The organism is Pedobacter sp. Bi27 (assembly GCF_918698255.1).
GTDB lineage: Bacteria > Bacteroidota > Bacteroidia > Sphingobacteriales > Sphingobacteriaceae > Pedobacter.
In genome coordinates, this window is the sequence record NZ_CAKKMW010000002.1 from 1,034,144 (window position 1) to 1,057,500 (window position 23,357).

The following is a 23,357-nucleotide window of genomic DNA, read 5'->3' on the forward strand; positions in this document are numbered from 1 at the left end:
TAGATCTCGCACTAAATCTTTGTAATAAAATTGTTATTATTGTTTATAAACCTATGAACTATGATACGAATTTTACTCAAAAACATCCTACCCCTTCTCCTCTTTCTAATTTCTACTCAATTATTTGCCCAAGGCTTAAAGGGTAAGGTAACAGACTCTGCAGGCTTAGCTATTCCAGGTGCTACAGTTCAGGTAGTTGGCTCAAAAATTGGAACATCATCTGATGGAAATGGACTTTATGCCTTAAAATTTCCTTCACCCGGGGCTTATAAAGTGAGGATTTCTTTTACCGGCTACCAAACGGCCGAAGTAGCAGTTCAGATCGATAATGCCGTAAAAACGATGGATTTTGCATTGCACGATGCAAAAGAACTGTTAAGTGATGTAGTTGTGGTTGGATCAAGGTCAACGCCAAGAACGAACATCGAAAGTGTGGTTCCTGTTGATCTGATTTCTACAAAAGACGTTAAAGTATTTGCGCAAACAGATTTAACGCAGATCTTAAACTTTGTAGCGCCATCTTTTAGCTCTAACCGGCAAACCGTTGCTGATGGAACCGATCACATTGATCCTGCATCTTTACGCGGTTTGGGCCCAGATCAGGTTTTGGTGCTGGTAAACGGAAAACGTAGGCATACTACAGCACTGGTAAACATTAATGGTACTTTCGGGCGGGGTTCTGTCGGAACCGATTTAAACTCCATCCCGGTTTCGGCAATTGAGCGTATTGAAGTGCTACGTGATGGTGCTGCGGCGCAGTACGGTTCGGATGCCATTGCAGGGGTAATCAACATTGTGTTAAAAAAGGTAACACCGTATAGTTTTTCTACCTCTTTCGGTCAGTCTTCATCAAGTGCTTTAGGGCGCGACTTTAGCGATGGCAGAACCTTTCAGGTTGATTTTAGCAAAGGATGGCCATTTAAAAATGATAAAGGTTTCATCAATTTTGCGGCACAATACCTCCAAAGAGGCTATACCAACAGGGGCGGCTTAGACACCCGGCCATTATTATATTCTGCGAGCCCAACTAAAGGTTCAACAGAAACGGAAGCTGATTTTCAAGCCCGTTTTGCAAGCTTAAAGGCCGCTGATGATGCAAGGGCAAGAGCAAACGGCTTGGATAGAAACAACATGCGCGTAGGTAACTCCGATTCGAAAAATGGAGGTGGTTTTTTAAACGGACAGTTTAATTTTGGTAAAACCACTCAATTGTACTATGCAGCTGGCTTTACCCATAAAACCGGAAGTGCCGCGGGGTTTTATCGCCTACCGACACAAACAACACAGATTGATTTATCCATCTATCCTAATGGATTTTTACCTTTCATCGATACCAAGATTAATGATTATTCATTCTCAGCCGGGTTGAGGGGTAAGATAGGCGCTTGGGATTATGACCTAAGTAATACAAGTGGAGAAAATACCATCGAGTTTAATATTGACAACACGGTAAATGCCTCATTACCAACAGGCACTAGTCCTACTTCGTTTTATGCAGGAGAATTGCTGTTCAGACAAAACACCAGTAATCTTGATTTAAGCAAAAAGCACACTTTTGACGGTGGATTTTTAACTTCATTAAATACTGCATTTGGTGCTGAATTCAGGATAGATAATTACCAGATCAAAGAAGGTGAGCTTTTGTCCTATTCAAATGGTGGAAGATTGATCGGAACATCCCCTACGGCATCAGGCGCGCAGGTATTCCCAGGCTTTAAACCGAGCAACGCATTAGATAAATCGAGGCACAATGTTGGTGCTTATGCCGATCTTGAAGCTGAATTTGGTCCCCGGGTAACTTTAGGGGCTGCGGGCCGCTACGAAAATTATAGTGATTTCGGTTCTAACTTCTCGTATAAATTTACGGGTAAGGTTAAGCTTTTTAGTGATGTTTCGCTGCGTGGAGCTTATTCCACAGGATTTAGGGCACCATCTTTACACCAACAATATTTTAATAATGAAAGTACACAGTTTGTAGGCACCAATGCAACGCAAGTTTTAACTGTAAATAATGCAAATCCTATTGTGGCCCAATTTGGTGTAGGCGCATTAAAACCTGAAATTTCTAAATCGGGAAGTTTAGGTTTAGCAGGCAAAATCGCGAAAACCTTCACTTTTACCATCGATGCTTATAACATTGATATCAGCGACCGTATTGTTTTCTCCAGCCAGTATGCCCGCGAACGTTCTGGTGGTGTTTTAGTTCCAACCGGCGTGGTGAATCAGATTTTAAATACGGTAGATCCAGCGGCACAAATTAACAGTGTACAGTTTTTTACCAACGCCATTACCACCAATACCGCAGGTATCGATGTGGTTTTAACCAATAAGTTCAATTTGGGTGCAAAAAGCAGCTTAATTTTAAGTGTTGCCGGAAATGTAAACAAAACCGTGGTGAGAAGTATCCAGGGTTCTGATAAAATTGAAAGTGATCCTACATTAAAGGCTAAACTTTTCGATCGTTTGGAGCGCTCCCGTTTCGAAAGTTCAGTGCCTAAAAACAAACTAAATATTACCGCAACTTATAATGTAAATAAACTATCGTTTGTTGCCAGAACAGTTCGTTTTGGCGAGGTTACCTATTTAAATGCTATCGATCCCAATGTTGCTGCCAATGGTTTGCCTACACAATTGGATCAGACTTTTGCGCCAAAATGGATAACTGATTTCTCGGTAAGTTATACAGCAAATAAAACCTGGTCGGTTACTGTTGGGGCCAATAATATTTTTGATGTTTACCCTGATAAATTATATATCGATCCGCGTAATAATGAAAATAATTTGAGCGGAAACGCTGCGGGCAATTATTCAGGGGGATTAGACAATACCTCGAATGGTAGGTTTTTGTACTCAAGAGCTGTTAGCCAGTTTGGTTTTAGTGGTAGGTATGTGTATGGCAAAATTGCTTGTACATTTTAAAGAAATTTAAGAAAGAAAAGCGTCCGGATTTTAAATCGGGGCGCTTTTTTGGTTTTACGCCCCTAAGGTAATGCCATTCCCTTAGGGAGAAATAATAAAACGTTGTCATCCTGAAGCCTGTCGAAGGACAAATGTTTTCTTTATTTTGACTATTAAGAGGTCTTCGACAAGCTCAGACTGACAGCAGAATGTTTAAGTTACCGATATTGCTCTTCGTGGATTTGAAACTACAGATACTGTAACAAACTCTCCAGTTTCATTCCTCTTGATCCTTTTAACAATACCAAATGATCCTGAACCGGGTTTTCCTGTAAATATGCTGCTGCTTCGGCCGGACTTTCGAAAAATATGCCCTTAAAATTGTCTTTAAATGAATAGAAATCCTTCCCAATAAAAATTAGCTGATCTAACCCACTTTCATTTGCCTGTTTTGCAATGAGTTCATGCTGTTCATGAGATTCTGGTCCAAGCTCAAACATACCACCCAAAATAGCAGTCTTTTTATCGGCCGATAATACTGCAATATTTTTCAGTGCAGCGGTCATGCTGCTTGGGTTTGCATTATAAAAATCGCAGATTACCGTATTCTTTTCTGTTTTGGTTAACTGAGAACGGTTATTTTTTGGCTGATAATTAGATAAACCGGAATTGATTTCATCCGGAGTCATATCAAAGAAATCGCCAATACAGATTGCAGCAAGAATGTTTTCGAAATTATAACTACCTGTTAAATTGGTTTTAACAGAAGAAGAAACCTCATGGTTGGTCCAATCTACCTCAATAAAAGGGTCGCTGCTTTTTAATTTACCTTTAATGGTATTGCCATTTTCTGTTCCATAATAAATCAGTTTGTTTAAACCTGCGGCAGTGCTCATTTCAAGCAAGTATGGATTGTCTCTATTGATAAAAGTATAACCATGGGTTTCTTTTAAATAGGCATAAAGTTCTGCTTTGCCCTTTTTTACCCCTTCAAATCCGCCGAATCCATCTAAATGTGCCATGCCAACATTGGTAATAATGCCATGTGTGGGCTGAGCAATGGTACAAAGCAGCTCTATTTCCTTCTGATGGTTTGCTCCCATTTCGATTACCGCGATCTGCACCTCACCGGTGATGGACAAGATAGATAACGGAACACCAATGTGATTGTTTAAATTGCCGAATGTGGCAAAGGTTTTGTATCGTTCTGCTAAAACAGCATTTACCAATTCTTTGCTGGTTGTTTTGCCATTACTGCCCGTTAAACCAATTACCGGGATATTTAATTGTTTGCGGTGATAACGTGCCAGATCCTGCAGAGTGCTTAATACATCGTCAACCAATAGGCATTGACTGTTTTTGGCATACTTTTCTTCATCTACAACTGCATAAGCTGCGCCTTTTTCAATAGCTTGAGCAGCAAATTCGTTGGCATTAAAAAGATCTCCCTTAAGCGCAAAAAAGATACAACCCGGGCTAATGTTTCTGGTATCGGTAGAAATAATATTATGCTGTAAGTAATGCTGATAAAGGGTTTCTGTATTTGTCATTTTAAATAGATTGCGAAGGTAAAATTACGAATCAAGCCCAAATAAAACACTCTTTTTCCAATCTTCACTATTTCTTCATCAATTTCCTTCAGAAAGACTCTACATTCATTGCTGAATAAACGAATTGCGGCAGTTTTTGAGCATTGCTTTTCGATCATTATTAACTAAACTAATTTAAATCATGAAGAAACTATTACAAAGTTTGTTCGTTCTGTTGCTATTTGCATCCATCGCAATGGCACAAGAAAGAACCATTACGGGTACGGTTACCGCTAAAGAAGATGGAACGCCAATTCCCGGGGTAAGTATTAAGGTAATCGGTACCAATATAGGTGTGTCATCCGGAGCAGATGGGAAATTCTCTCTAAAAATTTCGTCGGGTGCAAAAAGTTTACAATTCTCTTCCTTGGGATTCTTGATGCAAACAGTAAACATAGGTTCTTCTAATGTAATCAACGTGGTGCTACTTCCAGATTCGAAAATCTTAGGAGAGGTAGTAGTAACAGCCTTAGGTATAAAAAGGGAGAAACGTACGCTTACCTACTCTACACAAGAGGTTAGCGGAAGCGCGTTGGTAGATGCAAAAGAAAATAACCTGGTTAATGCCCTGGCAGGTAAGGTTGCTGGTGTGCAGATTACCAATTCAAGTGGTGCTGCGGGAGGCTCCTCAAAAATTGTAATTCGAGGAAATACTTCATTAACAGGAGAAAACGGCGCGCTTTTTATTTTAGACGGAGTGCCAATTGATAACTCCGAAGCAGGTAATCCTGATGGAGCATTAAGTGCCGGCGGAACATCGAACCGTGCCATAGATATTGATCCAAATATTATTGAAAGTGTAACCATCTTAAAAGGAGCTGCCGCGAGTGCCTTGTATGGTGCTGCTGCCGCTAGAGGCGTAGTCATTATTACCACCAAAACAGGAAAAGGAAAACCTTCTGTGACCTTAAGCTCAGGAATAACATTTGATAACCCTATTTTTCCTGAGTTTCAAGATAAGTATGCTCAAGGCAGCAATGGCGTTTATGTTGATGGGAATAATGGCCAACTCAGTTCATCTTCATGGGGGCCACTTATTGATGGTTTAACGGTAAATGGACAGCCGGTGCAAAAGCACGACCCTAGAAAGGAGTTCTTTAAAACAGGCTTTACAACTGATAATACTTTAGCAGTAAATGGTTCAACAGATAACTCAACTTATCTGGTTTCTTATTCCTATCTAAAAACGAACGGAACAGTGCCATCAACAGATTTTGGAAGACACTCGTTATTCACGAAATTTTCTAATAAAATCACAAAAGATATCACTGTTACCGGACAGTTTAATTATGTTAATTCTGTAAATAACCGTTTAGCAGAAGGAAATGGATTGGCTAGCCCTTATTGGACTGTTTATGCTGCCCCTATCTCCTGGGATCCATTCCCAACCACAAACCCTGATGGCTCGCAACGTGTATATAGAGCGGCCAGAAACAATCCATATTGGTTGGTAGATAATACTAAGTTTGTATCTGCAGTTAACCGTTTTTTACCTGTACTTACTGTGAGTTACAATCCTTTACCATGGTTAACCATAACTGAACGTGGTGGTGCTGACATTTACAATGATAACAGTAACTACCATGAGGCACAAGGAATAGTAGGTGGAGAATCTGAAGATGGTAAGATGTATAACCGTGAAATAAATTATAAGCAATTTAATAATGACATTATTGTTGAGGCCAAGAAGAACTTTAATGAAGATTGGTTTGGTAGCATATTAGTAGGTAACAACATTCTAAGCAACTCGCAAAGGATTGTGTTTGATAAAGGAGTAGGTTTATCGGCGGCTGATTTTTACAATATTAACAATGCCTCTACTCAAATATCTTCCATAAATAATTACACCAGAAGAAAAGTTGGGTATTATGCACAATTAACAACCGAATATAAAAGAATGCTATCCTTTTCATTAACCGGGCGTTATGACGGAACTTCGGTTTTGAGTCAGGATAAAAATTATTATCCATATGGTTCAGCATCGGCAGCTTTTATTTTTACCGAGCCACTTCATTTAGAAGATAATGACATATTAAATTTTGGTAAGATCAGACTGTCGTACTCTTATGTAGGAAACGATAACGTAGGCCCATATGCACTAACTACACCTTATCTTCATCCTGTAATTTCGAACATCGAATTCCCTTACGATAAAAACAATGGGTTTTTAATGACCAATACCTATGGTGATCCTAATCTTAAAAATGAAGGATTAAAAGAGTTTGAAACAGGGCTTGAGCTAAAGATGTTCAGAAGTAGACTAAGTATAGAAGCGACTTACTTCGACAAAAAAAGCGTTGATTTGATTACCACTACTCCAATTACGCCGTCATCAGGTTTTAATGCTGCAACAATTAATGCCGCCAGCATGTACAATAGGGGGATAGAGTTAATACTTAACGGCACACCGATTAAAACAAAGGATATTACCTGGAATATTGGACTTAACTTCTCAAAAATTAAAAATGAAGTTACAGAACTGGGTAAAGATTTGGATAATATCCAATTTGCCGGCTTTACAAACCCAGGTATTTTTGCCTACAAAAACCAACCTTATGGTGTAATATATGGTTCCAGGTATAAAAGAAATAACGATGGTAAGTTATTAATCGATGATGAGGGCTATCCGATTATTGATGATCAACTTGGCGTAATCGGAAACACAACACCAAAATGGAATGCCGGTTTAACTACAAGTTTCACTTATAAAGGTTTTAGTTTATCAGCCGTATTCGACATGAGGTATGGCGGCGATGTTTATAATCTAGATGGCCATTATTTAGATTTTTACGGGACAACCAAAAAGACTGAAGATAGAACGGCAACAACAGTTTTCGACGGAATCAGAGAAAGTGACGGGAAGGTAAATACAACGGTTGCAAAACTGGATCAGGGATACTACCAAAATAATGAGAGCGTGGTAGATGAAACAGGTGTAGAGGATGGCACTTATTATAAATTAAGACAGGTAACCTTATCTTACAGTTTTAATCCATCGCTTCTAAAGAGAACTCCATTTAAAGGATTGAGTATAGCTGCCACTGGCAGAAACTTATGGATCTATGCCCCCCATTATACTGGTTCAGATCCAGAGGTGAGTTTGTATGGAACAGGTAATGGCGCAAGTTTTACCAATTTTGTTACCCCAACAAACAGGAGTTATAATTTTGCAATAAAAGCAACCTTTTAATCTAAGCAAACATGAAAGTTATATATTATTCAATAGCCACTTTATTACTGCTTTCTTTTAGTAGTTGTAAGAAATTCCTTGATATCAATCAAGATCCCAATAATCCATTAAAAGTACAGGAATCGTTAATTTTAACCCCTGTTGAGCTTTATACCACTACGCAGATTGCTGGGGGGTACCCGTCAATAACGACGGCTTATTGGACACAACAGCTGGCGCTAAATCAAGAATCGCCAAATATCGATACCTATCGCATTACTCCAACAGATGTAAACAATACCTGGAGCTTTGACCTTTATCCTGCTATTTTTTACAACCTGCGCAATATGATCAGCGATGCGGATAAGAAAAGTAATACCAGTTATTCGGGTGTAGGTAAAATTTTATTGGCCTATAATTTAGCCGTTTGTACCGATTTGTGGGGTGATATACCTTACACCCAGGCTTTTAATGCTTTGGATGGACTTAAGCCAGTTTACGATTCGCAAGAAAGCATTTATAAAGTTATTCAAACAACTCTTGATGATGCCATTGTGAAGCTAAATGCACCAAATACGAATAAGGCTATGGGCGGAGATGACCTTATTTACGGGGGGGATTTGGCTGCCTGGAAAAAATTTGCTTATACCCTTAAAGCAAGGTACTACCTGCGTTTAAGTAAAGCAGCAGGCTACAATGCGGCAACTCAGGCAGATTTGGCACTTACCGCTCTTCAAAACGGTTTCGAGTCAAATGATGATAATGCCAAGCTAATCTATGCTGGTGGACCAAAAGCCGAAAATCCTTGGTACCAGAATACTTTACCAGGTGCGGGAGGTGTTGTTTTGTCCTCATATTTTGTTAATGCTTTAAAATCAAACAACGATCCAAGATTACCAATATTAGCAAATCCAGGTTCTGGTAAAGATTATATTGGCAGAACGAGCGGTACTGCTGCGGCCACGGACCCAGCTACTTACGCTACCGTCGGTTATTTTTATGGAGGGTATGTTGACAAAGATGAGATCAAACAGGGCATTGCACAAGCAGCCCCGGTTTATCTGGCTACCTATGCAGAAGCATTATTTATTAAAGCGGAGGCTACACTTTATAAATCAGGAGCGGCAGCGGCTACGCCGATATATAACAGTGCCGTTGCTGCCCATATGGATATGCTAAAAGTTGCTGCAACAGATAAGGCTACTTATCTGGCAACTCACGCAACACTTGATGCTGTTACTCCGTTAAAAACTATAATTGGCGAAAAATATGTTGCTGATTTTTTATCTCTTGAAGTGTACAACGACTGGCGTAGAACAGGATATCCAAGTTTATCTGTGGTACAGAATGCCTTTAAGCCTTATATCCCACAGCGCTTTCCTTACCCTTCACAAGAAATCACGTCAAATCCACAGCCCCAGCAAAGTATAGCTACGTCAACTAAAGTTTGGTGGGCCAATTAGATTTGGTTTACATGGCAGGCCAATATGGTGTAGCTATATGATCTGATTTTAAAATAAAATAAAGCCTCCGGTAATGGAGGCTTTATTTTTATTAAGAAGAAGTACTTGACCACAAAAATGATATGAATGTGGGTGTTCAAATCATATTTATTTTATGTATTATTGGTTAAACAATTATTTTTTCATGAGATACGTTCTGTTCTGCCTTGCTTTATTCATTAATCTAAACGTTTATAGCCAAATACAAAGTCCTGATGATTTTTTGGGCTACCAGTTAGGTTCGCACTTTACTCCACACCATAAAGTAGCCGATTATTTTAGGCAAACCGCTGCGGCTTCTACTAAAAACATCAAACTGATAGAATACGGTAAAACCAATGAAGGCAGACCCTTAATGGTGGCAGTTGTTTCTTCACCAGAAAACATAAGCAAACTCGAACAGATTAGGAACAACAATTTAGTTTTAGCAACGGGCACTACCAATAGTGTCGATTTAACAAATCAGCCTGCTATACTTTGGTTAAGTTATAATGTGCACGGTAATGAGGCAAACTCAACTGAAACTTCAATGAAGATGCTTTATACCTTAGTTTCGGGTGATAATAAACCTGCAACTGAATGGTTAAAAAATACAGTTGTAGTGATTGACCCTTGTTTAAACCCCGATGGAAGAGACCGTTATGTGAATTATTTTAATAGTGTAGTGGGGAAAACCCCCAACTCCGATCCATTATCAAGAGAACACATAGAGCCATGGCCAGGTGGTAGGCCAAATCATTATTATTTCGATTTAAACCGCGATTGGGCCTGGCAAACACAGGTTGAAAGCGTGCAAAGGTTAGCGTTGTATAACCAATGGATGCCTCAGGTGCATGTCGATTTTCATGAGCAAAGCTATAATGAACCTTACTATTTTGCACCGGCGGCAGAACCGGTTCATCAGGACATTACGCCTTGGCAAAAAAGTTTCCAGGTGGTAGTCGGTAAAAATAATGCCAAATATTTTGATGCAGAAGGATGGCAGTACTTCACCAAGGAACGGTTTGATTTGCTATACCCATCTTATGGCGATACTTATCCTTTATATAACGGATCAATTGGTATGACCTATGAACAGGGAGGAATCAGGGCCGGGTTATCTGTAGTAACTAATGATGGCGATACGTTAACCCTAAAAGACCGTATAGCACACCACTTTACAACAGGGATGTCGACCCTTGAAGTAACCTCTTTAAACCATAATAAATTATTAGAGGAGTATAAAAAATATTTCCAGCAAGAATTGGCCAATAGTCCCGGCATTTATAAAAGCTATATCATCAAAGCAACTAATTTGTCACGCTTAAAAAAACTGGCTGAACTGCTAACAAAAAATAAAATCGAATTTGCTTTTGGTGGTGATAAAACAGGAAGAGGTTATGACTATGATACCCAAAAGGAAGAAAATTTTAGCATCACCCGTAACGATTTAATTGTTAATATTCAGCAGCCAAGGGCAGTTTTGGCTAACGTTTTATTAGAGCCCCAAACCCTCGTAACGGATTCTAATACTTATGATATTACAGCCTGGGCCCTACCTTATGTGTACGGATTAAAGGGCTATGCCAGCAAAGAAAGCATAAAAGGAAAATTCTCAGTGATTGAAGAGCCAAAGATAATCAGTAATGAACTTGAGAAGCCCCTAGCCTGGTTGTTTAGTTGGGGAACAAGCGAAGATGTTCAGGTTTTAACGGCACTACAAAAAGAAAACATAAAAGTTAGGCAGGCCGATCAGCCCTTTTCTGTAAATGGTAAAGACTATCCTGCAGGAACCCTAATTGTGTTGAGGGCAGAAAACGAAAGACTGATCAAAGGGATGAAAGATAAGGTTGCATCGATCGCCAAAAACTTGAACAGACCAATTCAGGCAATTAGCAGTGGTTTTGTAGAAAAGGGGAAAGATTTTGGCTCTAACGTTTATCCATTGTTAAAACAGCCTAAAATTGCCATTGTATCTGGTATGGAGGTTTCTTCTCTTGCGTTTGGCGAAGCTTGGTTTTTTCTTGAACATGATCTAAATCTTTCACCAAGTATTATTAATGCCAAGGATCTGAATAACCTGGATATTAATAAGGTAAACACCTTGATTTTACCAGATGGAAGTTACAGTGCTTTTATAGGCGATGGTTTAACCGCGTGGCTGAATAAAGGAGGAAGATTGATTTTGATGGAAGATGCCATCGAAAGTGTATTCGAGAAAAAGGGATTTGATATTAAAAAGAAGGAGGCCGTTGTAAAAAAAGATGAAAAGCCAGAGGCAAACAAACTTCTTTTCAAGGATAAGGACAGAGATGATTTCGAAACTACCATACCAGGTGCCATTTATCGGATCAATCTCGATGCTAGTCACCCGTTTTCCTATGGTTTGGGTAAAACTTACTACAGTTTAAAAACAGACCGGAAGATTTATGAGCCTTTTGTTAAAGGTTGGAATGTGGGTTTAATTAACGAAAAAAGCTTAATGGCAGGTGTAGTTGGTAAAAAAGCAAGGGAAGAGCTTAAAACCGGGCTCCTTATCGGCGTACAAGATTTCGGGCGTGGCCAGGTCGTTTATTTGGCTAACGATCCGCTGTTTAGAAACTTCTGGGAGGGTGGGAAAACCTTATTCGGGAATATAATTTTTTGTAATTATTAAAGTTATAAATTCTATCATACATACCTTTTGATTTCTAAATCGTTAGGCAAAGCGTACGCCCAATTAGATGAATTTTTGTAGATTTTATTAGAATAGTTGAGCTAAAAATTACATTTAGCTCCTGAATCTCTAGTTTGAACGGTGGAATTTAAGGTTAAGGAGGACATGAAATCGCCATTAATTAATATTATATTAACATTTTTTGTCGCTAAAATAATATTTAACATTTCGTAATGTATTGTATTAAAGGCTATTAGTTTTTGTTTTGTTGCTTTTGTTAAAAATTGTTAAAAAAAATTTTCTAACATCCTTTTCATCCCTTAAATTAGGCCCATCATTAACTAACCTATTTTCTAATTATGAAAAAACTTCTACAAAGTTTGTTCATTCTTATGTTTTTTGCTGTAAATGCAATTGCACAAGATCGAACGGTTACTGGTACTGTTACTTCTCAGGATGATAAACTTCCGATTCCTGGGGTAAGTGTAAGGGTAAAAGGAACACAGAATGGCACTACGACAGATGCCAGCGGTAAATTTTCAATTACTGCAAAAAACGGATCAGTTTTGGTCTTTTCTTACATCGGATATGCCGCATCAGAATCAACTGTAGGCGCATCAAATTCGATTAATATTTCATTAGCGCCAGATGCAAAACAATTAAATGAGGTAGTAGTTACTTCTTTCGGTGTTGTGCGTCAATCAAGATCTCTTGGTGCAAGTGTTGGAAAAGTAAACAACGAACAAATTACCCAGGTTTCTGAGCCCGATGTATTAAAAACACTTCAAGGGAAGGTAGCGGGTGTTGATATTCGTGCGTCTCAAGGTACACCTGGATCGGCTACGCGTATACAGATTCGTGGTAATACCTCTTTTACTGGTGATGCACAACCATTAATTGTTGTTGATGGGGTACCGTATAGCAATGATCAGGTAACTACATCAAGCCAATTAGGTGGTGGTGGTGCTTACGGAAGTGGTTTTGCGAACATCGATCCAAATGATATTGCTTCCATTCAGGTACTTAAAGGATCTGGTGCTGCAGCTTTATACGGTTCCAGAGCCTCAAATGGTGTATTGTTGATTACCACAAAATCGGGTAGTGCAACAGCGGGAAAAAAAGGACTGGAAATCAATTTAAAGAGTTCAGCTTCATTGGAGCAAATCGCCAAATTGCCTGAGCTTCAAAACAATTATGGTACGGGTTCTTATGGCAACTATTCTGCTTCCAACGGTTCATGGGGCCCTAAATTTGGTGGAGCGCTAAAAGAAATTCCAGCTTGGCCTGCCTATTTAGCCGCCTATCCAGAATTATTCCCTACGGGTAAGGTTCCTTATCAGGCTTATCCGGATAACGTGAGCAGCTTGTTTAAAGATGGTTATGTTTTAGAGAATTCCATCAACCTAAATGGTGGTAACGAAAAAAGCGCTTTCGTAGTTACGGCATCGCAATTAGATCAAAAGGGATATGTTACCAACTCAGATTACAATCGTACAAATATTGCGGTTGGTGGTAGTTCTAAATTGGATAATGGTTTAAATATCCGTGGAAACTTAAGTTATAGCCGCTCTGTACAAAATGGGGGCTATTTCGGTGAAACCCAGAATGGTGCGCCTTCATTGTTTTCAAGAACATTATTTTTAGGACGTAACTGGGATTTAAGTCTTCCTTTTGAGGATAAAAACGGAAACAGTATTATTTACGCTGGTGCTGGGCAGTTTGATAACCCATTGTGGTCTGCTAAATATAATACTACGAATACTGCGGAAGAGCGTTTTATTGCAAACTTAAAAGCAGATTATGATATTACCAAATGGGCTAATTTTTCTGTTGCTGTAGGAACAAACGTAAATACACTTGGTAGACGTGAGGTGATCGAAGTAAGCTCTAGAGCTGCTGAAGGATTGGGTAGATTAACACTAGACAATTATCGGAAACAAGAAATCGAATCAACTGCTTTATTAAACTTAAAACCAAAAATTAACGAGGATTTTACTTTCAACGGTTTACTTGGTTTTAACTTTAATCAGAGAACGACCACTAGACAGGCTAATAGAGGAAATCAATTTATTGAGCGAGGGATACATAATCTAAACAATACGGTTCAGCAGTCGTTCTTAGTAGATTCGTACGGCAGAAGAAGGATTTTTGGTGTCTTTGCTGAAGCAACATTTGGCTATAAAAACTACGCCTTCATTACTGCCACCGGACGTAATGATTGGTCTTCAACCCTACCAACAGATAACAGAAGTTATTTCTATCCGGCAATTTCAGGAACATTCATCTTTACTGACGCTTTTCAGTTGAAAAGTAAAGTGCTTGATTATGGAAAGTTAAGAGCAAGTTATGCAAAGGTAGGACGTGATGCGAACCCATATGGAATAACCAATGGTTTTAGTTTTAACACAAATTTCTTAGGTGTACCTAATGCAAGCTCAAATATTACAGCAAACGATCCTAATTTAAAACCAGAGTTTACCAAAGAGTTTGAGGTGGGTACAGAATTAAGTTTCTTTTCTCAAAGAATTAACTTTGACTTCACTTACTATAACAAAATCTCAACCAATTTAATTCAGGCAATAGATGCACCTGCAAGTTCTGGGTATCAATTTTACAATACCAATATTGGACAAATCAGTAATAAAGGTTTTGAGGTACAATTAACAGGAGTGCCTGTTAGAACTAAAGATTTTAACTGGAATCTTACTTTAGCCTTCACCCGTAATAAAAATATGGTTGATAAGTTGAAGGATGGCGTAACTAGAATCGATTTAGCTGGTTTCGCAGCTTCAACAGGTTATTCTGCTTATGCAGAAGCTGGGATGCCATATGGTTATTTAAGAGGTACTACAAGTGCACGTGATAATGAAGGTAATCTATTGATTGATCCCAATACAGGTACGTTGATTGATAATATTGAGCCGAGTTTTATCGGTGATCCTAACCCTAAATTTAAATTAGGCTTTACCAATACCTTTACTTATAAGGGGATTGTGTTAACCGCTTTGTTAGACTATACTAAAGGTGGAAGTATTTACTCTACAACTATCCAAAATGAGTTGGGTCGTGGTACAGGAAAGCTAACTGATGATAGAGAAACGACATGGGTAATTCCAGGTGTTTATGGAGATGCCAATACATTTCAGCCAATTTTAGATGCTAACGGGAACAAGATCCAAAACATTACCAGATTAACTACTAACGATCTTTATTTTAATGGAGGTGGAGCACCTACTTTCGCTACAAACGGAGCAAATGAGTGGAGTGTGTATGATGGAACAGTGTACCGGTTAAGGGAAATAAGCTTAGGTTATAATCTTCCAAAAGCTTGGTTTAAGAAAACGCCAATTGGCTCGATCCGCGTAAGCGCAACAGGTAGAAATTTATGGTTTTATGCTCCTAATATTCCAAAAGGAACCAATTTTGATCCAGAAACCAACAGTTTTGGAGCAACCAATATCCAGGGAATTGAACTTTCTACTGCACCTACAGTTAAGCGCTATGGTTTTAATGTTAACATAACTTTCTAACAAAAAACATACGATAATGATACGTAAATTAAAATACTTTATACCCGCGGTGATTTTGTTAGCGACCTCTTGCAAAAAATCACTGGATATTAATACAGACCCTTATAGTCCTACTTCTGTAAGTGTAAATAAATTACTGCCTGCAGCTCAATTAAACCTAGGTGTAAATTTGGCTACTTCAAGTGGGATCTCCCAAGTGCTGGAAGTGTATATGCACCGTCTGGTAGTTAGAGAAGATCCGAATCAGTACAATGCTACAGGAGCGAATTTCAATATTGTGAATAGTTGGACGGGCATGTACACTGCTGTTTTTACCAATTTGGATTTCATCATTTCGGAAGGTACTGCAAAAGGTAACTTGAAGTATGTTGGGATTGCAGAGATATTGAAGGCCTATGGTTACAGCCAAATGGTTGATATTTATGGAGATGTTCCATTTAGTGATGTGAACAAGTTAGTCTCTGAAAATAAATTTGGTGCAAAATTCGACAAAGGGTCTGAGATCTATCCTCAATTAATTGCTTTATTAGATAAAGGTATTGCTGATCTGAATGCGACAGCATCAAATCTTATTGTGCCCGGTAATGATGATGTAATCTATAAAGGCAACATCTCTAGATGGATTAAGGCTGCAAATACCATTAAATTGAAGCTATTGCTGCAACAGCGTTTAACCAAAAATGTGACGGCTGATGTAAATGCATTAATTGCAGCTAACAATTTAATTAGTACAACGGCTGAGAGTTTCTTATTGCCATTTGGCCCTAACGGTGCAACGGATGATCGAAATCCAGGTTTTGGTGATTATTTTGCCGCGCAAAGATCACAATATCAAAGTCCTTGGTTTTATGAAATTTTAAAAGGATATAATCCCAACATTTATACAGGAATTAAAGACCCACGTCTTCCTTATTATTTTTACAATCAGATAAAAGCAACAGCTTCAGCAACAAATCCAACGGAATATAGAGATGGTGGTTTTCTATCTATCTATTTTGGTTCAACAGGACCAAACGCTGCACAGTCGCAACAAAACTTTATGACACTGTTTGGTATATATCCAGTTGGTGGTCGTTATGATGATGGTGCAGGTGGTACAGCGAGTGCGGCAAGTGGTACTGGAGCAGCTCCTTACCGTTTTATTACTTATGCTGATGTATTGTTTATGAAAGCAGAGCTAATGAAAGCAGGTGTGATTGCCGGTGATGCAAAGGCAACTTTACAGGCCGCCATTACCGAGGCATTCGCCCAAGTTGATTATGTGGTCACCACCTATGTAAAACCTGCTCAAACAGTTCCTGCTGTTGCAGGTACGCCAGCGGCAACGGCTTACATTGCAGCAGTTATGGCTCAGTATGATGCAAAGCCTGCGCAACAATTAGAATCTATTATGACACAAAAATGGATCTCAAGTTATGGTAGTGCAGTAGATGCATATACAGATTATAGAAGAACTAAATTCCCTGTGCTGTTTGATCCTTCTAACCCTGCCCAAGCGCCAGGAGGAAAAGTTCAACCGCCAATAAATGGAGATCCATCTCAGGCCATTCAACCAGCAGTAGATGTTCAGGTATCTAAAAAGTACCCATTAACTTTACCTTGGTCTAATACAGAATTATCTGCAAATGGTAGTGCTCCTGCACAGAAATCAGATCCATCTACTTTTAAGCCATTCTGGTTACCATAAAACATTATTAAATTAACTTAATATGAAAAAATTAGTCATATATCTATTAATGTCATCGTTCTTTATCGCGGCATGCCGTAAAGAAGATAACCCTAAATTGCCGGCACTTGAAAGGGTACCTCTTCCACAGTTAACGGTTGATAAAACGGGTGATGCTACAATTTCTGCATTAGCTCCAGATGCTTTTGTTGGAAAATTTTCGGTTTCATTGTTTTATCCAGAAGATGTAAAGCCTTCTAAATTGGATATTGTTGTAATTAAAAATGGTAATGCTGCAGTTGTTAAAACTATACAGGCTGGTGTTACCTCTTATCCGACAAACATTACACTTACTGGTGCCCAGATTAAATCGCTCTTTGGCGTATCTTCAGTTCTTGGTGATTCTTATACCATTGGTGCTAATATCACGACAGAAAGTGGGAAATTTTATCCTGCCTTCTCAACTTTAGGAGAGACCAATAATGGTGGCTTATCTTCAGTTGCAGGCTCTACACCTCAAATTACCTTTGCTGCAGTTTGTCAGTTTAAAATGAGCGATTATGGTGCTGTTGGTACAATTGTGCCTTATACAGTGGTAACCGATGAATGGGCTGATTATTCAGCTGGACAAACGGTTCCTGTAACCATTATTGATGCTACACACCTATCTTTCTTTTATGGAACTGATGTGAGTGTTAAGCCTATTGTAATTACGATAAATCCTACAGATAATACTACATCAGCAGCAAGTGTAGCGTATGGTGGCTATGGTGGCCCGCCAATATTCACTGCTGTTAGTGTGGCTGGTAGTGCAGCAAATGCTGTAGCGCCGTGTGATTTAACAGTTGGTGTAAGATTATCACATACCTCTCCTTTGGGAAGTTATGGTGATTTTACAATAAAACTTAAAAAGAAATAATAACAATAAGTAGCTAATCCTTTAGCAGCTTACATAAGCTTACCTTTGCGCCGCTCTAAAATGATTCCTTTCAAAGGCTAATCATTTTAGAGCGGCGCTTTTTTATATTGATCTTTTATAAATTGTATAGAAAATTGCTATAAATTTTCATAAACGAATTTGATAATTGTTTCTATCTGTTTACCAATCTGAGCTAACCTCACTAAGCATTTAGAACTACAACAAATAGGATTTTCTTAAGATGAAAATCCTATTTGTGTTTAAAGCCTAATTTAGCGTGTAAAGTGCGTGCACATAAAATTTGATTTTTTGGCACAGTTTTTTTGGATTATTATTATATAATATATGGACATAAATGGGCAGTTTTCGCCTATTTGGGGATAAAATACGATTATAATCGCCCATAATATTCTACGTTTTGCGGAAAAACTCCCCAAAAACGCCTTTTTAATCAGACAGGATCATTGTCAAAATAGCGTCATTATGAGGGTTAATTTTGTTAAATTTTGTTAAACTCTTACCAAACTATTTTATATTTAGCGCTTCAAATAACTATATCATTATCTAACTTAAATTTCATGAAAAAACTTCTACAAAGTTTGTTCATGTTCTTGTTTGTCGCGGTTAGCGCAATGGCACAGAACAGAACAATTTCAGGAACAGTTACATCGTCTGAAGATCGCCAACCTCTTCCCGGTGTAAGTGTTAAAATCAAGGGCTCCAATGCTGGTGTTTCAACAGATAGCAAAGGAACCTTTAAAATCACAGTCCCATCAGGACAAAACGTATTGGTATTTACTTTTATCGGTTATAATACCGCAACCAGACAGATTACAGGCTCAAATGATATTAATGTATCGATGAGTCCAGATGCAACCCTGCTTAATGAGGTCGTAATCAGTAATAACTATATCACTAAAAGGAAAGGTGCTGAAACTGGTTCTGTATCTTTAGTTGATGGAGATAAAGTAGCATCAAGGCCTTCAGGAAATATGCTCCACAACTTACAAGGTCAGGTTCCGGGTGTTGTAGTAGCAGCAGGAAGCGGTAGACCAGGTGCGGCTCCTCAAATTTTTATCCGTGGTCAGGGATCGATCAACTCTTCATTGGCTCCGCTTTATGTTGTTGATGGACAGCCTGTTGATGCCAGCGATTTTGCACAGCTTAATCCTGAGGATATGGACTCTTTCAATGTATTGAAGGATGCATCTGCAACAGCAATTTATGGTTCGCGTGGTGCAAACGGTGTAATTTTGGTAACAACCAAAAGAGGTATAAAGTCTGGTACTGATATCAATTATCAAGCTTATTATGGTTATGAACAAATTAATAACCAAAAATTTAAGATGATGAACACGCAGCAAAGATTGGATTATGAAGTTGCGATTGGTCGTCGTGCAGCCAACGATCCTGCTATTCCTGAACTGTTAAAGTCGGATTTTAACCAGGTCGATGAAGTTTTCCAAAAACCTCAAACACAATCACATTCTTTAAGTATCAGAACAGGTAACGAAAAAACACAGGCGTTTTTCTCTGGAGAGTATGCGCAACAGAATGGTATCTATTTCGATTCTAAATGGGAAAGGTACGGTGCCCGTGTGACTGTTGACCACAAAGCAAAAAGCTGGTTGAAGATGGGTATCTCATTATATGCTGGTAATACCAACGAGCGTCAGCCAAATGAGACCAGGAATAGTACTGCGAACACTGGTATGATGGCTTATCTGTTACTGCCTTATGAAAATATCCGTGATGCTGAAGGTAACTTTAAACAAAGGCTACAGTATGGTGGATATGCAGGTGCTTATAATAATCTTTGGGTTCGCGCGAATGATTATCAGCATACTGATTATCAAAACTTAAAATTGCTTGGAAATACTTACCTAGAAGCTGATGTAACAAAGGATATCAAATTGAGGTCTAGTTATGGGGCAAACTACACCAGTTATTATGGTGGTGGATATAATGCACCTCTAATTGCTGCAGCTGATAATGGTAATGCCAACAGGTATTATTCATCATGGATGGATGGTATTCAAAGGAATACCTTAAACTATAACCATACTTTTGGAGATCATTCAATCGCAGCCGTAATTGGGTCCGAGTACAATTTCCATAACGATATTGTGTTTAGTGCAACTGCAAAGAACACCTCGTCACCACTATTGTTGGAATTCGGTTCTTTTCAAACCCCGTCAGCAACGAGCGGTTCTTTAAATAAATACAGAATGTTCTCTGCATTGGCAAACGTAAACTATGGCTATAAAGATAAGTATTATGTAGATTTGAGTATCAGACGGGATGGTTCATCTAAATTCGGAAGAAATAACCGCTGGGGTACTTTTTGGTCAACAGGTTTAGGGTGGAACATCAAAAAAGAGGCATTCTTGGAAGATGTTAGCTGGTTATCGCTTGCAAAAATCCGTGGATCGATCGGAACAACTGGTAATGATGGTATCGGTTATTATCCTTCCTACGATCTTTTCGGCTCAACAACTTATAACGGCGCTGCGGGTTTAACTCCAACCCAAGCAGGAAACCCAGATCTATCATGGGAAATCAAACGTAAATTTAACGTTGGTTTCGATGCGGCATTCTTTAAAAACAGATTAACATTCACTGCTGATTTTTATAATGACGTAACATATAATATGGTACTTAATGTGCCGGTTTCGTACCTTACAGGTTATTCTTCAATCTATCAAAATATGGGAAGAATGTATAACAGGGGTATTGAATTGGGCTTAGGTGCACAGATCGTTAAATCTAAAGACTTTACTTTAAACTTTAATACAAACTTTACGTATAATAAGAACCGGGTTACTGAACTTTATGGTTTCAGGGATGAGCTGTTAGGAACTGGTACAGGTGTTTATACTGCTGTAGGCTACATGTATGGTCAGTTAAAATATAACAGATTCTCACATATCGATGGACAAACAGGTAATGAGGTCTATTTGGATAAAAACGGTAATCAAACAACAAATTTCGACGGTGGCGACGCTGTAGTATTGGACGGAAAAGGTTTCTATGCACCATATAATGGCGCAGCTTCTGTAGATTTTTCTTATAAAGGCTTTGGTCTATTTATGCAATGGAACTACGTAGTAGGTAAATATACGATCAACAATACCAGGGCATGGATGGAGTGGAACAACGCTTCTTGGAGTAACTACAACAGGGTTGCAGATCTTTATGAAAGAATGTGGAAAAAACCTGGTGATAACGATGCCAAATACGGTAAGTATGGTACAGGTACAAACTTCGACGATCGCTATATTGAAAATGCTTCTTATTTAAGGCTGCGCGATCTTACTGTTTACTACAACTTTAATAAATCTTTGTTGAGCAAAACCAAGTTCTTAAATAAAGCAAGAGTTTATGCTAGAGCCAATAACTTAGTAACCATCACAAAATATAGCGGTTACGATCCAGAGTATTTCAACAACCTTGAGCTGGGTATTTATCCTGTTTCTCAAAAATTCACTTTTGGTGTTGATGTAACATTTTAAGAAAGGAGAAAATTCAAATGAAATTAAATAAGACAATTATATGTACGCTAGCAGTTGCATTAACTTTATCTAGCTGCAAGAAACAACTGAACCAGTTGCCCCCTCAGGCACTAACATCAGATTTGGTGTTTACTAACATTACGGCTGCTGAATCCGTATTAAATGGCACTTATGCGCCTTTAAGATCTGGTAATTACTATGGACGTAACTTTGTTGTGATGAACGATATTACTACTGATAACCTTATCGCAACATCTTGGTTTAGCAATAACTATTCAGATTGGCAAAGAAACACTTACAATTCATCGACATACGAAACAAGGGATTTCTGGTCAACTTTATATAATGCTATCCATAGGGTTAACACATTTTTGAAAAATGTCGATAATGTAAGTCCGATTGCTGGCGAAAATGCAACTACAGTTGCGGCATCAAAGCAGTCATTCAAAGCGCAGGCTTACGCTTTGAGGGCACTTTATCTTTTCGACTTGTTGCGTACTTACTCTAAAATTGATCTGAATGACCGACTTGGTGTACCTATGGTATTAGAGCCAACAACGGAAATCCAGATCCCTCGTCAAACGGTTAAGCAAAATTACGATCAGATCATCAGCGACCTTAATCAGGCGGAAAGTTTAATCGGAGAAACAAATGTAACTTCACAGATTAAGGTAAATAAATACTTTATTGCAGCACTTCAGTCAAGGGTTTATCTATACTATAAAGATTACCAAAAGGCTTCTGACGCAGCAGATAAAGTAATGGCTGGCAGCTTTGGCTATGAAACCACAGCCGCTGGATTAACAAGCCTTTGGACAAATGACGTGAGTACCAAAGAGATTATCTTCAAAATTGGTATCGAAGCGGTTCAGGAATCTGGTGCAGTTAATTATGGAGTGTTCTTTATCAATGATAACGGAGGCTCTTTGTTACCAAATCCTGATTTTATTCCATCTAAATCTGTTATTGATCTATTTTCTGCTACGGATCTGAGAACAGCTCAATATTTGAAGAGCTATACGGTAAGGCAATTTGCTACCCCTCTTACATTGGTGCAGAAATACCCAGGTAACCCTAGCTATAAGTCTTATTCCGATAAAGCTAATGCCCCTAAGTTATTAAGGTATGCAGAAGTTGCTCTTAATAAAATGGAAGCGCAATACTATTTGAGTAAAACAACTGCGAAAACGCTTCTAAAAGCACTAAGATCGGCGCGTATAACCGGATATAATACCGCTTTGGTAGATGCCTATGATGATGCAACCTTACTAAATGAAATTAGGATCGAAAGAAGAAGGGAGCTAGCATTTGAAGGACACGAGTTTTTCGACCTTAAGAGATGGGGATTAGGCTTTTCACGTCCTAAGGATGGCACTTATATGGCAACCGAAAATGCTATCGGTGATGTTCCTGCAACGAATTATCGTTTCCAATGGCCTATTCCTCAGGCTGAGAGAGAATCGAATAAAGCAGCAGAGCAAAATCCTGGATATGCAAACTAATTAATTGAATTTTTCTCTATGAAAAGCCTGAATGTATTCATACATTCAGGCTTTTTTTATTATTAAACAATTAGATTCTAAAGTTTCGTGGCTATTCTAATGCGTTTTTAATCTACATGTATCATGTTTGATAAATAAAAAATTAATTTAGGAATCAAATAACTATTTCCTGGATAAAAAAGTTCGTTTTTTTTTTGATATGGCAACTTTTTTTAAATAAAAATCAAGAGGAAATCTATTAGTTTGATCTCATAGTATTTGCATTATAGAATGAATACCTGTATATTGTGATATTAACCGAAACTAGACAAACTTGTATGAAAAAACTCGTGTAGAGATTGTTCTTCTTTGCTGTTTATTGCAACCGGAGCAGTAATCAACATCGAATAATCATGGGCTCTAAATGCTCATAACCAGTTCCAGATAAATACCAAT

Annotated in this window: 10 protein-coding genes; 9 read left to right on the plus strand and 1 reads right to left on the minus strand. The window is 38.5% G+C overall.

The genetic code is table 11. The features are described from left to right. The first annotated feature begins 60 nt into the window (after positions 1-60). Positions 61-2,919, plus strand: coding sequence for a TonB-dependent receptor (locus LQ227_RS09865; RefSeq protein WP_230149196.1), 2,859 nt, complete (start codon positions 61-63; stop codon positions 2,917-2,919). Positions 2,920-3,146: 227 nt separating this feature from the next. Here LQ227_RS09865 and murF read toward each other — a convergent pair whose 3' ends face one another. After that, a complete protein-coding gene (gene murF / locus LQ227_RS09870) occupies positions 3,147-4,448 on the minus strand; it encodes a UDP-N-acetylmuramoyl-tripeptide--D-alanyl-D-alanine ligase (protein ID WP_230149198.1) in 1,302 nt (433 codons plus the stop codon). A 181-nt stretch (positions 4,449-4,629) separates the two neighbouring features. On the opposite strand from murF, the gene LQ227_RS09875 reads away from it, so the two are divergent. The 8 genes from LQ227_RS09875 (at position 4,630) to LQ227_RS09910 (ending at position 22,922) form a co-directional block, all read left to right on the plus strand. Beyond that, positions 4,630-7,677 (plus strand): SusC/RagA family TonB-linked outer membrane protein, encoded by a 3,048-nt coding sequence (locus tag LQ227_RS09875; RefSeq protein WP_230149199.1) that lies wholly within the window; start codon positions 4,630-4,632, stop codon positions 7,675-7,677. Positions 7,678-7,688: 11 nt separating this feature from the next. Next, complete coding sequence (locus tag LQ227_RS09880) at positions 7,689-9,119, plus strand: SusD/RagB family nutrient-binding outer membrane lipoprotein (RefSeq protein ID WP_230149200.1); 1,431 nt, start codon at positions 7,689-7,691, stop codon at positions 9,117-9,119. A 184-nt stretch (positions 9,120-9,303) separates the two neighbouring features. Next, positions 9,304-11,793: a M14 family metallopeptidase gene (locus LQ227_RS09885; RefSeq protein WP_230149201.1), complete on the plus strand. Its 2,490-nt coding sequence runs from the start codon at positions 9,304-9,306 to the stop codon at positions 11,791-11,793. 359 nt (positions 11,794-12,152) lie between these two features. Next, positions 12,153-15,323 (plus strand): SusC/RagA family TonB-linked outer membrane protein, encoded by a 3,171-nt coding sequence (locus LQ227_RS09890; RefSeq protein ID WP_230149202.1) that lies wholly within the window; start codon positions 12,153-12,155, stop codon positions 15,321-15,323. Between the two features lie 16 nt (positions 15,324-15,339). After that, complete coding sequence (locus LQ227_RS09895; protein ID WP_230143109.1) at positions 15,340-17,010, plus strand: SusD/RagB family nutrient-binding outer membrane lipoprotein; 1,671 nt, start codon at positions 15,340-15,342, stop codon at positions 17,008-17,010. Positions 17,011-17,032: 22 nt separating this feature from the next. Next, positions 17,033-17,908: a hypothetical protein gene (locus LQ227_RS09900; RefSeq protein WP_230143111.1), complete on the plus strand. Its 876-nt coding sequence runs from the start codon at positions 17,033-17,035 to the stop codon at positions 17,906-17,908. A 578-nt stretch (positions 17,909-18,486) separates the two neighbouring features. Next, entirely contained in the window at positions 18,487-21,420 is a 2,934-nt protein-coding gene (locus LQ227_RS09905) for a TonB-dependent receptor (protein ID WP_230143113.1), read from the plus strand. A gap of 17 nt (positions 21,421-21,437) precedes the next feature. Continuing rightward, positions 21,438-22,922 (plus strand): RagB/SusD family nutrient uptake outer membrane protein, encoded by a 1,485-nt coding sequence (locus tag LQ227_RS09910; RefSeq protein WP_230143115.1) that lies wholly within the window; start codon positions 21,438-21,440, stop codon positions 22,920-22,922. Positions 22,923-23,357: the final 435 nt, after the last annotated feature.